Raw genomic sequence first — 17484 nt, 5'->3', positions numbered from 1 at the left:
GGTAATTTTGTGCTGTCAGATAATTGGTTCGTTATGCAACGTCCAAAAGTCAATACAAATCATTTCTAGATTAGGGAATTTATGAATATTAAAAACTTTGCATTAACCGGGCTTTTATTGTCATCAGTTGTTATTGCTAATGCACAACAGAAACTTTCTGATGGTACAGGTGATAATGGGTTGACCGTTAACCAAAATGCTATCTTAGAACTTGCTAGTAAAAATAAGGGATTGCTTCATACGAGAGTGACTTTGGAGGCTACGACCAAAGCCTATCCAATGAGTGCACACGTTGCCGGCCTTATGGTATATAATACAGAGACGCGCAATGATGTGATACCGGGTATTTATTACAACGATGGTACTAAGTGGGTTTTGGCTTCAGGTGGTAAAGCGACGAGTATTTCATACAATCCTACGACTTACGAAATTTCTTTTGTGGATGTGAATGGTAGTCCTGTAACGATCGATTTTAAAGAGGTCGTTAAGAAAAATGAAACGATTACGACTTTGATCTCTATTGGAGAAGGCAAATATGAATATACTTCAGAGAATGGAACGAAGACGGTAATCAATGTACCTGCTGATGTGATCCAGAACTTTGAGACAATTGTTAAGGAAGAGAATGTCAAGAACGAGATCATCAACCTGATCAAGAATGTTGGTGGTAACGTGTATTACGATGGAGACAAATTTACTTACGTAACAGAGACGGGCGAAACGAAAGAGATCACGATCAAGGAGATTGTAGCGGCAAATGAGACCTTGACAGTACTTAGTTATAATCAGAAAACCAATGCTCTTACTTATAAGGATGAGAAAGGTAAGGAGGAGATTATCAATTTAAATATTGGAACCATAGTTTATGATTCGAAAACAAATACCATTACTTATGTTGATGGTAATGGGGGCGCTACGCCATTAACATTGAATGAAACAAGTTTAGTTTACGATCAAACGACTAAGGTGTTGACTTATACAGACTCCAAAGGCGTGTCGCATGAGATAGATTTAGGAGCTTTAGTTGCAGCTCACGAGACGGTAACTACGATCACAGAAAAGGACGGTGTTTACACGTATACGAACGAGAAGAAGGAGACTTTCGAGATCAACATTCCTAAGTCAGTTGTAAATAACTTTGAGACTATTGTAAACAAAGGGCCAGTTACTGTAAACGGTGATACTTTCAGTACCGTTGAGGAATACATCCAGCATATCGCGAACAGCAGTGTTGCTATCGGCGGTGGTGATTTTGTGACTGTAACTGGTACAGGTACAGCTGCAGATCCTTACAAAGTGGAGGTCAAGGGCGGAGAGAAGAACACGATGCTTGTTACTAACAAGGATGGCCAGCTTGAATGGGCTACCATCGAGAGTATCGTAAAAGGTAATGAGACCGTTACGACTTTGGTAAAAGGTACAGACGGCAAATACACATACACTTCGGAAGACAATACGGTCACCGTTATCGATATCCCTGCGAGCATAGTGGAGAACTTTGAGACTATTGTAAACAAAGGGCCAGTTACTGTAAACGGTGATACTTTCAGTACCGTTGAGGAATACATCCAGCATATCGCGAACAGCAGTGTTGCTATCGGCGGTGGTGATTTTGTGACTGTAACTGGTACAGGTACAGCTGCAGATCCTTACAAAGTGGAGGTCAAGGGCGGAGAGAAGAACACGATGCTTGTTACTAACAAGGATGGCCAGCTTGAATGGGCTACCATCGAGAGTATCGTAAAAGGTAATGAGACTGTTACCGTTTTGGTTAAGAACAGTGATGGTACATTTACTTACTATAATGAGAGTCAGATCGGAGCGGACGGTAATCCAAAAGCAGGAGAGACGGGTGTAGTTATCGATCCTAAAGAGGTGTCTGTGGCATTGAATACGACGACTAATAAATACGAGTTCAAGAACTCAGCAGGAGCTGTGATTGGCGAGATCGATGCGAATGCTGATGCCATTGTGTATAACGATAATTCTACGAACCTGGGAGTAACTAACGTTCAGGGCGCAATCGAGAAGTTATTGGAGAAAATTACGACAGTAGAGGGTACAAAAGGGAATCTAGTTGTAGCAGGAGGTTTAGAGTTCACAGGAGCTACTACCGGAACTGCGAAGTTATTGGCGGATGCTGGTATCCAGATTGCAGATAAAGGCGTAACCAGCGAGAAGTTGACAGCCGGCGTAGGAGTAGATGGTCGTGTAGCTGTTGCGGGTACAGATGGTACTGTAACATGGATGTCTAAAACAGATGCAACTACCAACGATCTCACTTTGGTCGGAAATAAATTGACAAGTACAGTTAATGGAAAAGAATCTTTTGTATCATTGACTGATGCCAATTTAACTTCTGACAAGAAAATTGAGAGTTCAAACATCACTGTTACGGGAGGACAAGGCGCAACATTGCAGAATGTGACTCTTGAAGTGACAGCAGGTACAAATGGACAAGTTATGGTGACCAAAGATGGCAAAACGGCTTGGGTAGATCAGTCTACAATTGTTCCTACGATTACGAATGACTTTAGTTCTCAAGGAAATAAAATGACGTCAAATGTCAATGGTGTTTCCAAAGAAGCTTTGATCGTAAACGAAGTCAAGAACGAACTGTCAGGAACTACTCTAACGACGTCTGTAAATGGTGTGGCCGGGATAGTTGATTTAAAAGACGCAATTCAAGCAGGCCAGAAGGAAACTGTTGTCGCAGAAGGTACTGGTGTTAAAGTAGAAACGGCCGTTGATGGTAAAGTGACTACATATACTGTCTCTGCAGATCCAGCTGAAATTACATTAGCTGGAGATGTTACAGGTGCTGCAAATGCAACAACACTTTCATCAATTCAAGGTACACCCGTAGCAGCTTCTGGTACAAAAGTAGACGGACAAGCATTGGTGTTTAACGGCACAAATTGGGTACCGGGTACACCAAAAGTTGACGTAGCTAATATTACAGATGGTAAAGCTTTAACTTCAACAGATTTAGAGTTGTCTGCTAATGCTCCAACAGCCCTTTTAAAAACAGTATCAGCAAATATTAAAACAGGTGCTGTAACTTCTGACAAGATTTTAGACGGATCTGTACAAGGAGTGGATTTGAATGCAAATGTTGCAGGAACAGGTCTTACTAAAAACGCATCAACAGGAGCTTTAGATGTTAATACTTCAGCTATTGAAACAGTATTGGCGGACGGAACAATTTCTAACGCTACAAATGGTGCAATTACGGTAACCGACGGAAACAATGCTACTTTTAAAAATGTAACGTTGGCTGTTAAAGCAGAAAGTGGCGTAGAAATTCATGACGATAAAGTGAAGTTAGGCGGAAGCTTAACACGTTCTACAACTATTACTCAAAATGCTAACCCGTTAACTATAGCAACAGGTGGAAGTAACTTCAATATCACTGGTTTAGACAAGAAGAAGGTGCAGGCGACAGATGCAACAGCGGGAGTTACACAGCACTTATTAGCCGTAGGAAGCGATAATGTGGTTAAGGCTCTGAAAGCAGCTATGCCAAAGTTCTTCTACATGCCATCTATCATAATACCTACCACACTGACACAGTTAAATGCTGTTGGGTCGGGGAAAGTTACGGGGGATACCTTTAATGACGGAACTCGTGTAGGAACACTCAATCTGTATGGGCGTTATGTTGCTCAGTTTGGAACAACTGGGACGACAACACAACCAAGTAGTCCAGGAGCTCCGGCGTTACCAGTACTACCCGCAGGAGAATTACATTATTATGTGACCTGGTTTGATCAAACTATATTTGAGACTGTTGGCGTAGATGCAAACGGTGTATTGACTTACACAGTAAAAGTAGATGCAGATATTACAGTTGGGTCATTTATGAATATAGTATTTGCAGTTAAAGAAACTAACTAATGATGAATATCATGAGAAAATTAGAGGTTATATTACTGTGTTTATTTGTCTTGATTGGTGCGGATGCATATGCCCAACAGGAATCAACGGAAACTGAGATAAACAAAGCTAAGCTAGAGGTAGCAGCGATTGATTCCGTAATATCTTTAACGGCTTCGCAAAAGCACGAGTTAGAACTTGTAATGCTGGAAAAGAATAGTTTTATGTCTAATCCAGAGATGAGTATTAGTAGAAGGAATTGGACGATTGAGCATAATTATCTCGAGCGTATCGATCAAATTCTACAAGATGGAAACAATGTCGGAAAAGGGAAAGCTCAGGCAAAGTCTTTGAAACAAGTGAGCGCCAAAACAACGTCGAAAGATAAACCTGTATTGGATGAGAAACTGTTGAAAAGGTTGAATCTTCATAAAGTTGCTGAACATATTCAATAATGGTGTTTGCACGACTTAAACGAAAAGAAATGAAAAGACTTATGCAAATATCTATCGTCCACTTTGTATGTGTGTGGTTTATTGTACTAATGGGGCATTCTAGACTTTATGCTCAGGTTACAAATCCAATCCAGGCTACCATCGTGAATGCTAATCCGAATGATACGCAAATATTGGACGCATTAAATGGAGGAGGATTGACATTGACCCTTAGAACGGGGGACGGTTTGAAAAGTGGGGAGAAAAACAAGCAGATTGCAATCTTCAGTAATGGAACGGCAGCTGGATTATTAATGAATGAAGGTATCTTGTTTTCGACGGGGAATGCTTCAGAAGATTTGAAAAGCAGAAATGCAAATCGGGCTAAAGGTGTAAATATCAACACAACATACAATGATGCTGATTTGAGGAGTATTTTCTCTGAGGCAAAAAATGACGCTGTTGTCTATACTTTTACGGTTAAGTTAGCGGATTACACCTCTGCCCTACGGATTGCTTTTCAGTTTGGGTCAGAAGAATATCCAGATTACGTTGGTTCGGTGTACAATGACGCTTTTGGATTTTTTGTTACAGGTCCTAACATTACCGGGAGTTTTAATATGGCTAAAATTCCAGCAAATCAGAAACCCATATCCATCAACACCATTAACTATGGAAAGGCTGGGGTTAATGGTTCTCTGTCCTATTCTGGATTGGATTTAACACAAGGCGAACAGTACGTTAATAATGGGCACAATACAGTTGTTGCAGCTAATGGTAGATTACCAACAAATCTGAACAACGGTCCCAAGCCCGTATTTATTGAATACAACGGTCTTACAAAGTTGATTACTTATGACCTAGTAAACCTACAGCCAGGTGGGACTTATACTTTCAAGATTGCAATTGCTGATGCAAGTGACCATATTTATGATTCTGGTGTAATTATTCAGAAAGTGCAGGGAACTACCGGTGCTGATTTGAAGATTGAAAAGACTGTAAATAATATGACTCCTGCAATTGGGGAGGAAGTCGAGTTTACGCTTACAGGATCTAATTTGGGGCCATATAACGCCACAAACTCGAAGGTTAACGATTTGTTGCCAAATGGTTATGAATATGTAAGTCATCAGGCAAGCAAAGGGACGTATGTTCCATCAACAGGAGTGTGGACAATAGGAGGTTTACAAGCTATTCAAGAGACTGTCACATTAAAAATCAGAGCCAAAGTTAAAGCGACAGGAGCCCATACAAACGTTGCGACAATTTCGGCAGATGATTTGGATCCCGATTACGGCAATAATACATCGTCAGTCACACCAGAAGCGACTTGTGTAGATCAGGTTATGTTCCTTGATGATTTTGGAGTGAGTAATAGAAATGTAAGCTCGGGCAGAGTTAGTTCAAGTTATATGCCTGCTACCGGTTACAGATTTGGTACGCCTTATCCGACTTCTACTTCCTACGGTGAATCTGCTATTGATAATGGATATTATGCTGTAGTTGCTCCAGGTCATATTAAGTATGGATGGAATTCGACTGACTTAGCTTCTTATTTTTGGACACCGAGTTTGGATGAAGCTGGGGCTGTTACAGATATGTCAGGTACACCAACGGGGGCTGCGATGGTAGTCAATGGAGGAAATGCTTTAAAAACATTTTACGAAAGAGGTGTCACATTGCAGTATGGAGCTGCATACAAAGTTTCATGTTGGATTTATGTAGTTGGCAACCCAAGTAAGATTGCCGTTGATATTAAAGATAAAAAAACTGGGGGTATTATCGGAACCATAGAGAGTGCGACTTTTGGGCCTCAAGATGAAAAGAAATGGATTCCTCTAGAATTTTACTTTAAGTTACCAGCGCAAGGCGAATTGACTTGTGATATTGACGATGTGTTTCTTTCTTTTAGAAATGATATAGCGGCAAGCGTGAAAAATGATTTTTATATCGATAATATTGGTATGGAAAAGTTGAAGACAAACAGTGAATGTCAACCTAATAATATAACTACTTTGGTTTGTCCAGTAAGAAAATCAGTCATCACCAACCCTATGCTACCGAGTAAGGCGCGATAAATAAGACTCACAACTAAAGGGATATTATTCAATACCAAAATATGAATATAAAGATAAGTATAAAGACCGTATTCTTGTTCCTGCTGCTAGCAGCAGGAACAAGAGCGTCTGCCCAATCCGGTGCAGGAAGCTTCCTGTCGGATAATGGGCGTAATATATTGACCGAAAATCAGTTTGACGCGATCTACGTCGAGTCCTTATTCATTGGGCCTAATGCCGAGTGGGTGATAGACGGACAGATCGACCTCTATGTAAAGAATATCTGGATAGCGCCTACAGCGAAGATTTCGGGATCGGGAGTGATCAATATACACAATCCGCGCAAAAATCCTTTCTACGATAATTGGAAAGATCAACCAACCTATATCGATGCCAACAACGGAAACTATATCGATGTGCGTATCGTGTTGATGAATGATAACGGGTTACATCTAAAGGATATATCCGGTAGGGACTACCAAGACAATTCTTATCCGGCCGAAGAAAAGGCAGCAGCCCTTAAGCTATCTAAAGCGATAGACCTTCGTGTCAACGGGGCAAATGTGTTTCTAAACGGGAATGATTTTGAACTGGACGTAAATGCACAAATTTTAAATTATAGCACGCAACGTTTGGTCGTTACGGGTAACTCGGTATCGGGGCACTTGATCAAAAATTTCAGTGACCGTAATTCTTCCTTCGTATTCCCTGTGGGTAAAGAAGAACTGGATTATACTCCTGCACGGTTAACGCCTTCGGTGAATAAAAGTAAAGTCTATGTTTCGGTGACGGATTACCTGGCTTCAGGAATGCAGTTTAAAAATGAGACAATTGGTATGGATCGTGTGTGGAGTATCTACGCGGATAAGGGAATGAAAATGGATTATACATTAATCCATAATGTTTCCTCTAATGGAGTGGCGTATGTCGATCCTGAGGCCCAGATCGTCCAAGATGCGGATGGCGGTAATTGGATCGGTAACGTGACTATATTCAACGAGGAATCTGGGCCAGGTGGCGTTGCGCAGTCGATGCATACGCGTAAAGATATTGAAACCCGTACTGCAAAAACGCTATCGGGAACTTGGTTTACAAAATTTGCAAATGCACCTCCCAAAGCAGTGGATGATTATGTGACACTCGAATTTGGTAAGGAGAAAGAAATCAATGTATTGGAAAATGATTTGCCTGGTTCTGCTGCTATCGTGACAAATAGCGTAACTGTGGTGCTGCCTCCTGCAAATGGAACGGTAAGAGTCATCAATGGAGTGATCATCTATACGCCGAATCCTGGTTTTATAGGCACGGATGAGTTTGAATATGAGATAACCGATGAAAATGGATTAACAGCGAAGGCTCGTGTATTTGTTACGGTAGCACCACGAGAACTGTTAATTCCAAATGTCTTTACACCAAATGGAGATGATAAAAACGAAACGTTTGAGATTGTTGGTATCGAAGCATACGATCGAATCGAGCTTATTGTCGTAAATAGATGGGGTAATGAAGTCTACAAAAACTCAAACTACAAGAATGAGTGGAATGGACAAGGATTAAATGAAGGCACTTACTTCTACATCATAACAGCTGCTAAAAGCAATGATGTGCGGGTGTTTAAGGGAAATGTTTTGATTAAGAAATAATGAAAAAGATACTTTCACTTTTAGGGTTTAACCTGGTATTTGCTTTACAAACATTTGCGCAGCAGAATATACAGTTTACCCAGTATATATTCAACTCACTGTCCGTCAACCCGGCTTATGCGGGGTATAAAGAGGAGTGGTTTGGGCAGGTGGGCTTAAGGAGCCAATGGTCGGGATGGACCGGGGCTCCAAAGACTGGAACGATCTCTATCGATGGTGTCATGGATCCCGAGAGTCGCCGCCATGGAGTCGGGCTTCAGGTAACGGGCGATCAGCTTGGAGCGCAAGGAGCGACAAGTATATATGCTAACTATGCCTTACGTCTGCAATTGGATAGGGCTGATGAGCATCGCTTGAGCTTGGGAGTAGCTGGAGGTGTTACACAGTACAGTCTGGATGGTAATAAGCTCGAGTATGTGGATGATGGAGACGGATTTATTCCTCCTGGTAAAATAACCACCTGGAAGCCAGATGTCCGATTAGGAGTTTATTACAACAATAGTAAGTGGTACGCTGGGGTTGCTGTTCAGGATTTATTTGCAGGGAGTAATAGTGGTGTGGATTTTCAATTTAATCAAAACTCGCTGGAGAGCCTTTATCGTAAGGTACACGGGTATTTTATTGCGGGGGCATTGTTTGAGTTAGATCCTGGGCTTTTGCTACGTCCAAGTGTGTTGATTAAGGAAGATTTTAAAGGACCAACGTCTTTGGATGTGAATGCCATGTTTATCTTTAACGATAAGTTTTGGATTGGTGGTGGCTATCGTACGCGGGCTCGGATCTTTGATCGGAAATACAATCAGGTATCCGTGAATAAATTGAGTTCTACGAATTCGCTGAGTGGAGTAGCCCAATTCTATGTAAGTCCAAAACTACGGATAGGTTATTCCTATGACCATATGCTTAACCGTATGAGTGGACTGCAGAATGGTACACACGAGCTTACTTTTGGAATCACGTTTGGTGGACAGTTACGGAAACAGATTTTAAGTCCTCGTTATTTTTAATCACAATCAATTCAAATTATGAAGTTTCTTATAAATAGATATTTTGTACAGTGTAGCATTCTGTGCTTGTTGTTTTCAATGATCTCAGTGGTTTCAAAAGGACAGGAGCGTCCCAGCCGTCGATCATCGGCCGAGCAGTTGTATAACAGCATGGAGTATGCAAGAGCGGCTAGCACATTGGAAAGACTTGTTGACGTTAAGAGGCCGCGAACGATAGATATGGAGCGACTGGCCAATAGCTATTTTTATATCAATCAATATGAAATGGCCGAAAATTGGTATGCACGTGTGGTAGCGCAAAAGGACGCATCTAAAGAGGCCCGGTTGCGCTATGCGGATGTGCTAAAGCAGCAAGGTAAGTACGCAGAAGCCAAAGAACAGTATCTGCGATATATAGCATCATATGGTGATCAGGATATATTACATCGTGCTGTATTGGGCGCCGACTCTGCTATAGCTTGGATGAAAACACCTACAAAACACCAGTTGTATAACGAGAAGAATATCAATACAGCTCTTGCAGAATTTGCTTTGATCCCGACGAGTGGGGGAGTGCTTTATGCCGGTGAGCCAAATAGTCTTTTGGATGCAAAAAGTGGTATGACAGGACAGGCATATCTGAGGATCTATTCTGCAGAACAACAAAAAGATGGTAGCCTAAACTATCCAAATATCCTGTCTGGTGCTTTTAATCATTCGCAATATCATGTTGGGCCTGTATCTACTAATGCAGCCGAAGATGTGCTGTACGTTACGAGAACATACACGGGTAAAGATACTGAAAGGTTTAAGGCGGTAGGTTCTAAATGGAAAAAGCATAATTTGGAATTAAAGATCTTCAAGAAGTCGGGTGATCAATGGTTAGAAGAAGATTTCCCTTACAATAATGTGCAACAGTATTCTTTAGGGCACGCGGTACTAAGTGCAGATGAAAAGAAGCTGTACTATGCCTCGGATATGCCTGGAGGATTAGGTGGTGTCGATATTTGGTTTAGTGAGCTACAGGTAGATGGTCGCTGGGGAAGTCCAAAGAATGCGGGAAGTGATATTAATACGAAAGGTGACGAAATGTTTCCGTCCGTGTTTGGGAACACCTTATATTTTTCAAGTAATGGCCTTGTGGGGATGGGAGGACTTGATATTTTTAAAGTAAAGATAAAGAATGGTCAATTTTCTACTCCTATCAATTTAGGATATCCAATCAATTCGTCTTCAGATGATTTTGCATTTGTTGAAGCGTTTGCAGATCTACAGGGTTCGAGAGGCTACCTTTCTTCTAATCGATCTGGAGGTATAGGGTCAGATGATATTTATTCTTATACCTATGTAACGCCAAAAATAACCATCATCTTGGAGGGGATAACTAAGGATAAATCCACAGGAGCTATTCTTACAGGTACGACAGTGAGTCTTCGGGAAGAAGGAGGACGTATTGTGTCCAAAGATATCACGAATGGAGAAGGGCTTGTGCGTTTTGAGGTAGCAGCAAATACCAAGTTTAGAATGTTAGGAGAGAAATCAGGCTATTTGTCAGATTCATTAGCTATCACAGGAATTCAAGCGACAAGAGACACCGTAGTTAGATATACACTATTGCTGCAGCCGGTGTTTACAAAGGGAACAAAATTTGTCCTTGAAAACATCTACTACGATTTTGATAAGCATAATATTAGACCAGATGCTGCCAAAATATTGGATAAGTTGGTAGCTACACTTAGAGATAATCCGACATTACGCATTGAATTATCGAGTCATACGGATAGCCGTGGGGCAGATTCTTACAATATGAAGCTGTCGCAGCGTCGGGCGCAGTCAGCGGTGGATTATATTGTAAGTAGAGGTATTGCGCGGGATAGACTGGTGGCCAAAGGATACGGTGAAACACGTTTGGTAAATAGATGCAGTAATGGTGTGCAGTGTAGTTCGGCTGAGCATCAGGCAAACCGAAGAACGGAGATTGAGGTCTTAGATTACTAAGATAATGTTGTGTTAAGTTTGTGGATTTGATATTTACAATAAGTTATCAATAGAGGTGTCAAAATACAGTAAGAATATTAAAGAGGGGGCAGTTCGCGATATTTTGGAAGGGCGACTGTTACTTGATGAAGCGATGATCAAATATGGAATATTGTCTCCTGTAACAATAAAGAAGTGGCTACGTGAAGCTCTGGGAAAAGCCGAGAAGGTAGCGGCGGAATAGCGCTATTCTTAAAAATTATCTTTTGGTTAAAAAGCGTATCATTTGTATGATACGCTTTTTTTTGAATTATACGTTTTTCTACCTTAGCTATCGTGTAATCATCATTACATCTACCGTGACTGTGTATGCAGTCAACTATGAAAAAGTCCATTTTTGAAGACGTACCATACCTATGGCGTCTTGAATGTTCTATTTTCTTATTTAACAATTTGATAACGAAGTAACTCTAATTAATGGAGCATCTGTGCTATTGGTGTTTTTAGTCGATTGATGGGGTTGTGTTGTTGTATTGTTGATTTTCTGGTGCATGTTATGTATTGGTTTGCCAAACTGCTTTATTTCTAGGATTAGGAGATTATGAATATTAAAAACTTTACATTAACCGGTGTTTTTGTTTCACTAGTAACGATCGCCGCTGCCCAAGAGCGGCTTTCCGATGGAACTGACAAGAGTGGTCTGACAATAAATCAAAATGCAATTTTAGAGCTAGCTAGTAGAAACAAGGGGCTTTTGCATACTAGGATAGCGTTGGAAATGACGACAAAGGCGGCTCCGATGCAAGACCATGTTGCGGGACTTATGGTATTTAATACAGAGATGCGTAATGATGTTGTTCCTGGGATTTATTACAATGACGGAACGAAATGGGTGCTCGCATCTAGTGGTAAAGCAACAAGTATTTCATATGATCCAAGCACTTACGAAATTTCTTTTATCGATATAAATGGTAATCCCGTTACGCTGAATTTTAAAAATATAGTAAAGGGCAATGAAACGGTAACAAGCCTGATTGATAACGGGGACGGAACTTATGTTTATACTTCTGAAGCTGGATTGCAGACTACAATCAATGTGACAGGAGATGTCTCTAATAAGTTTGAACAGATCATCAAAAATGAGAATGTCAAAAATGAAATCGTTTCGTTGATTAAGAGTGTAGGCGGGAATATTTATTACGATGGTAATAACTTTACTTATCTTACTAAAGAAGGTGATACGAAGACGATTTCTATTAAGGAAATCGTGAGCGCCCACGAAACGTTGACTGTACTGGGTTACGATAAGCCCACGAATCAGCTGACGTATAAAGATGAGAAAGGTGTAGCGAATACTGTTGATCTGGGTACGGGATCGCTTACCTATGATGCGGCAGAGAATAGGTTGACCTATACCGATGCGACGGGCACTCCCAAAGAATTGATCCTGAATACGACGAACCTTCGTTACGATACGGAGCGTAATGCTTTGCAGTACACAAATACTAAGGGCTTGACGGAGAGTATCGGTTTGTCCGCGCTGGTAACGAGCAATGAAACGTTGACTGTACTGGGTTACGATAAGCCCACGAATCAGCTGACGTATAAAGATGAGAAGGGTGTAGCGAATACTGTTGATCTGGGTACGGGATCGCTTACCTATGATGCGGCAGAGAATAGGTTGACCTATACCGATGCGACGGGCACTCCCAAAGAATTGATCCTGAATACGACGAACCTTCGATACGATACGGAGCGTAATGCTTTGCAGTACACAAATACGAAGGGCTTGACAGAGAGTATCGGTTTGTCCGCGCTGGTAACGAGCAATGAAACGTTGACATCATTGGATCAAGATGCAATAGGATTGCAATATAAGGATGAGAAAGGAGTGGTTCATAAAGCGAAGATCGTCAGCGCAAATACAGCGAATATCATTAAAGTTGATGGTGACTTTGGAGCATTGCTGATTGCAGAAGATATTCATGCAAATCAAGAAAAGACAACCGTATCTGGAGGAAAAGGCACGGTAGTTACATTGGAAGAAAACAATAATACTAAGAACTACAAGGTTGAGGTTACGGATGATCTGATCAAAATATTGAAATCGGCAATGCCTAAGTTTTTTTATATGCCATCCATGGTGATGCCGACTTCCAAAGATCAGATTTCAGATCCGACGATTATGGAAGAGAACGCGGGAGTATTTACAATAAAGCTATACAACAGTTACACGAAGCAATTTAATCTTACAGATGCCTCATCAAGCGCAGTCAATGCGGGCAGGGCAACTAAACTTCCGGTTTTGCCAGCAAACCAGCTCGATTATTATGTGACTTTCTACGATAAGACCGTCTTCGAGGGGGTCAGCATATCGAACGAGGGAGATCTGAGCTATAGGATTAAGCAGGATGCAGATATTACCATCGGTTCATTTATGAATATTGTGTTCGCAGTGAGACCTTAATGAGGATGAAAATGACGAATAGAAGTTTCTTGTTGTGTATGATTCTTATCTTTTCTTCTTCCGCAGAGGTGGTAAGAGCTCAATGTTACGAAAACTCCACTGTTAAAGCGGCGTTTGCAACTGGTGGCACGAGTCCCAATAAAGAAAAGGTGCTTTGGCTGAATTGGGGGGGGCAAGGAGATGCCAATTCCCCCTATGGAAAAACAGACGAAGCATTGGCAATAGGAGCCGTCTCAAGAGCTTCCATCGACCTGGGAGAAGGTAAATATCTTTGTATAGAGGCAAAGATTATATCTATTGAAAATGTTTCAGGAAATGATGCCGACGAAAGAGCAATCCAGTCCTATATTCCAGGAACATATACGGGGGATGGTGTTACCTCTGGAGACTTTTTAGATATTCTCTATAATATAGGTGGCGGACGAACCGGAGATAATGAGAGCCAGAATAAAATGGTTTCTGGTATCAGGAATACAAAATCTGGTGGTGGTGCGAAAATAACAATCAGCTGTAAAGCCAAGATTGGTGATATACCGATTCGTTTGCCTGGGATGGTGGTGGCAGATGCTGAGTCACTAGCGGGCTATATGAATAGCAACGGAGACCCAAATAGGGAATATATCTATGCTGAAGCATACGGATCTTGGCATGTGGTAGAGGTGCAAAAGAATTCCAAAGAGGCTGCATATAATATCCGAAAGGAGATTAACTCCAATGGAACACAAACCATTAAATTTTTAGGAGGTAACGATAAGAAAACGGGGGCAGTTGCTTTCTTGGCTTTTAGCGAACAGGCTTATAATAAGTCTGGAACAATTCCGGATCTAGGGGTATCCTTCACGGCTACGTTAAAAGGAGGCGGTTTGACTGCATTGGCCTTAGGATTGCTTAATCCTGCTGCTGACTTGGGAGATGCACCGGCATCTTATGGAAGTCCCATACATTTGTTGCAGAACCTAACTTTCTCGGAAGATAATATTAGTCCAGTACTAGCAGGAGCAGAAAACAAAGAAAAGGTTAAAGCGACAGTAAATATCAACACTGATGAATATCGCGCAGGTGAGCTTAAGCTAACAAAAGGGAGCTATTTGGGGACAGCTCCTCCAGATGAAGATAGTGGGGCCATGTTTTCTAAAGATGCCCTTGGAGACGATAATAGTCCTACGACAAGTCTTTTGTTGAATGAGGAGGACGCATGGCCCGAAGAGTACAAGCGGTTTTCCTACAAACAATATTACATGCCAGGAAATAAGATTAGCGCAAGAATACCTTATAAGGGAGCTAAGGCGGGAAGTAGGATCGCCGGTTGGATTGATTTTGATCTGAACGGGAAATTTGATGATAGTGAGCGAGCAATGGCAGACATTGGTAATGATGGAGACGGTGTGGCAGAGCTAAATTGGGTTGTGCCCGCACTCCGCAGACCTTATAGTACTTATGTCCGTTTACGTTATTTTGATGTTTCTGAACAAGAGACTACGAGTCCTGTTGACAATGTAAACTTTGGAGAAGTAGAGGATCATCGCATTTATATTCTAGGTCCATCTGTCGTCAATCCTACCATTCCTAGCAAAATAAAAAGATAGATATGAAGAAGTTAGTTTTTCTCTGTTCCAGCCTTTTATTTGTGCTTAATTTATATGGCCAACAAGGTGCGGGGAGTTCGCTTTATAGTAATGGGAATACTATTTTAACATCAAATCAATTCAAGGCTATATATACAGAATCGTTATTTATCGGAGAAAATGCGGAGTGGCGAATCGATGGTCAAATTGATCTATATGTAAAGAATATTTGGATTGCACCAACAGCTAAGGTATCGGGACAAGGCGTTATTAATATACACAGTCCGGAGAAAAACCCATTCTACAATAATTGGGGAGCACAGCCCACGCGTATCGATGCAAATGGGGGAAACGCTGTCGATATTGACTTGGTCGTATTAAATAATAAAGGATTACAACTAGCAAATATTGCGGAATCACCTGAAATACGAAAACCTGTTACAGTGACCGAACAACGCGCTGGTCTAAGATTGAGTAGAGGGATAGATCTGGCCGTTGACGGAGCACATATTTTTCTTGATGGTAACGATTTGGAACTCGGAGAAGAAGCCTCGATACGTAATTATAACCATAAGCGATTTGTCGTCACCAATAATCCGCTTGCAGGGCACTTGATTAAAGCGTTCGGAAATCGACGTTCTGCTTTCCTGTTTCCTGTAGGTAAGCAAATTGGCGATTATACCCCAGCTAGCTTGACGCCTTCTTTGAAAAGAAATAAAGTTTATGTTGCTGTTACCGATTATCTAGCATCTGGGCTAAAATTTAAAGACAAAGAGATTGGAATGGACCGGGTTTGGAATATTTTTTCTGATAAGCCGATGATCATGGATTATACGTTGATACATCAAGTATCTTCAAACGGAGTAGCTTTTGTAGATCCCGAGGCGCAGATCATGCAGGATGCCGAAGGGGGAAACTGGATAGGCAATGTTACGAACCTTGAGAGTTTAGACAGAAACGCGACTCATACAAGAAAAGATGTAGAGACTAAATCATCGAAAACACTCTCCGGTACTTGGTTTACAAAAATCGCAACCGCACCTCCTCAGGCTAAGCTGGATCATGCGATAATTGTTTTTGGACAATCCAGAGTTGTTCAAGTGTTGGATAACGACAAACCGGGTTCATCACCGATCTTGGCGAATAGTATCGAGATTATAGAGCCACCTCAACATGCCAGGGCATATGTAGAAAATGGTGCTATAGTCTGTGTGGCCAATGATGATTATTTGGGTAATGACGTATTGGAGTATAAAATTACAGATAAAAATGGCCTTACGGCTACAGCAAAGGTATATATGAAAATCATACCTAGGGATCTATATATACCAAATGTGTTTACGCCCAATAGTGATGGCAAGAACGATAATTATGTGATTTTGGGACTAGAGGCTTACGATCGTGTCGAATTAATTATTGTAGACAGATTTGGGAAGGAGTTATTTAGAGCGGATAGCTATACAAATGAATGGACTGGAGAGGGATTAAAAGAGGGGACTTATTTCTACAATGTGACAGCATTTAAGGGAGGTGACTCACGGTTGTACAAAGGAAGTGTATTGCTAAAAAGGGAGTAGGGAAAAGTGTCTATTTTTCTAAAGTAAACAGGCGCTTTTGGATAAAACTTTCATGGTTCCTTTGGATCACCAACATACATGAAAGTTCTTGATGTTCATTGAATACGGACACTTTCAGAAAAAAATAGCTAGGTTTGCAGTATGGAAAAGGGCAAGCTTTATTTAATACCAGTTCCTTTGGCTGAAGGTGCCGAAAGATCATCATATACGCTATTGCATCAAGATGTGATCGCAAAAGTGCACGAATATGTGGTCGAAAATGAAAAGACTGCCCGGAAGTTTTTAAAGACGGCAGGATTGACTATTCCCCAAAGTGAACTCATAATCCATGATTTTGGTAAGCACGCTCGGGAAAAAATTGATTATAACCTCATGTTTGCTAATGTCTTTAAAGGCAAAGATATAGGGTTGATGTCCGAAGCGGGCTGTCCAGGTGTGGCCGATCCAGGTGCAGAAGTGGTGCAGGAAGCACATAAACGTAATATACAGGTCGTTCCGTTGGTAGGTCCCAGTGCTATTCTGTTGGCCTTAATGGCTTCGGGGTTTAATGGGCAGAAGTTTACTTTTCAGGGTTATCTACCTATTGATAAGGGAGAACGGAGTAAAAAAGTAAAAGACTTGGAGGCACAGAGTCTTCGCGAAAAAGTAACCCAGATATTTATTGAAACGCCATTTCGTAACAATCAGCTTTTGGCAGAACTGTTGAAAGTATGCAAACCTAGTACGAGGATTTGTGTTGCGGCAAACTTAACGGGATCAGAGGAAATGATATATAGTATGTCTGTAGCAGATTGGAAACAGCGGTCTATAGAGCTACACAAGATACCCGCTATATTTTTATTATTTGCCTAACTCTTTTTATCTTTAAAAATAAATTAAACACGTTTTGTGCTCGCTTCAGA

At 41.2% G+C, this 17484-nt stretch carries 11 protein-coding genes; all 11 read left to right on the top strand.

Annotated features, from left to right (window positions below; all coding sequences use genetic code 11):
• Positions 1–81: 81 nt before the first annotated feature.
• Positions 82–3897, top strand: a complete 3816-nt coding sequence (locus G7B18_RS10785) for a hypothetical protein (protein WP_164122545.1) — start codon at positions 82–84, stop codon at positions 3895–3897.
• Between the two features lie 11 nt (positions 3898–3908).
• Positions 3909–4331 carry a hypothetical protein gene (locus tag G7B18_RS10780; RefSeq protein ID WP_205601704.1) on the top strand — a complete coding sequence of 141 codons (423 nt, stop codon included), beginning with the start codon at positions 3909–3911 and terminating at the stop codon, positions 4329–4331.
• Between the two features lie 29 nt (positions 4332–4360).
• Positions 4361–6388 carry a DUF11 domain-containing protein gene (locus G7B18_RS10775; protein WP_164122541.1) on the top strand — a complete coding sequence of 676 codons (2028 nt, stop codon included), beginning with the start codon at positions 4361–4363 and terminating at the stop codon, positions 6386–6388.
• 41 nt (positions 6389–6429) lie between these two features.
• The gene (locus G7B18_RS10770; RefSeq protein WP_164122539.1) at positions 6430–8010 is read left to right on the top strand and encodes a gliding motility-associated C-terminal domain-containing protein; all 1581 of its coding nucleotides are present in this window, start codon (positions 6430–6432) and stop codon (positions 8008–8010) included.
• A complete protein-coding gene (locus G7B18_RS10765; RefSeq protein ID WP_164109866.1) occupies positions 8010–9017 on the top strand; it encodes a type IX secretion system membrane protein PorP/SprF in 1008 nt (335 codons plus the stop codon). Before G7B18_RS10770 ends, G7B18_RS10765 begins: the two co-directional genes overlap by 1 nt.
• Positions 9018–9035: 18 nt before the next feature.
• Entirely contained in the window at positions 9036–10994 is a 1959-nt protein-coding gene (locus G7B18_RS10760) for an OmpA family protein (protein ID WP_164109864.1), read from the top strand.
• Positions 10995–11049: 55 nt separating this feature from the next.
• Positions 11050–11217 carry a hypothetical protein gene (locus G7B18_RS10755; RefSeq protein WP_164109862.1) on the top strand — a complete coding sequence of 56 codons (168 nt, stop codon included), beginning with the start codon at positions 11050–11052 and terminating at the stop codon, positions 11215–11217.
• Between the two features lie 357 nt (positions 11218–11574).
• On the top strand, positions 11575–13440 hold the full coding sequence (locus G7B18_RS10750; protein ID WP_164122537.1) for a hypothetical protein: 1866 nt from the start codon (positions 11575–11577) through the stop codon (positions 13438–13440).
• 11 nt (positions 13441–13451) lie between these two features.
• The gene (locus tag G7B18_RS10745; protein ID WP_164109857.1) at positions 13452–15026 is read left to right on the top strand and encodes a CshA/CshB family fibrillar adhesin-related protein; all 1575 of its coding nucleotides are present in this window, start codon (positions 13452–13454) and stop codon (positions 15024–15026) included.
• 2 nt (positions 15027–15028) lie between these two features.
• The gene (locus G7B18_RS10740; protein WP_164122533.1) at positions 15029–16582 is read left to right on the top strand and encodes a gliding motility-associated C-terminal domain-containing protein; all 1554 of its coding nucleotides are present in this window, start codon (positions 15029–15031) and stop codon (positions 16580–16582) included.
• Between the two features lie 141 nt (positions 16583–16723).
• Complete coding sequence (locus G7B18_RS10735) at positions 16724–17434, top strand: SAM-dependent methyltransferase (RefSeq protein WP_164122531.1); 711 nt, start codon at positions 16724–16726, stop codon at positions 17432–17434.
• Positions 17435–17484: the final 50 nt, after the last annotated feature.

The sequence above is a fragment of the Sphingobacterium sp. xlx-130 genome, assembly GCF_011007405.1.
GTDB classification, from domain to species: domain Bacteria; phylum Bacteroidota; class Bacteroidia; order Sphingobacteriales; family Sphingobacteriaceae; genus Sphingobacterium; species Sphingobacterium luzhongxinii.
This window is presented reverse-complemented; position numbering and strand designations above follow the sequence as displayed.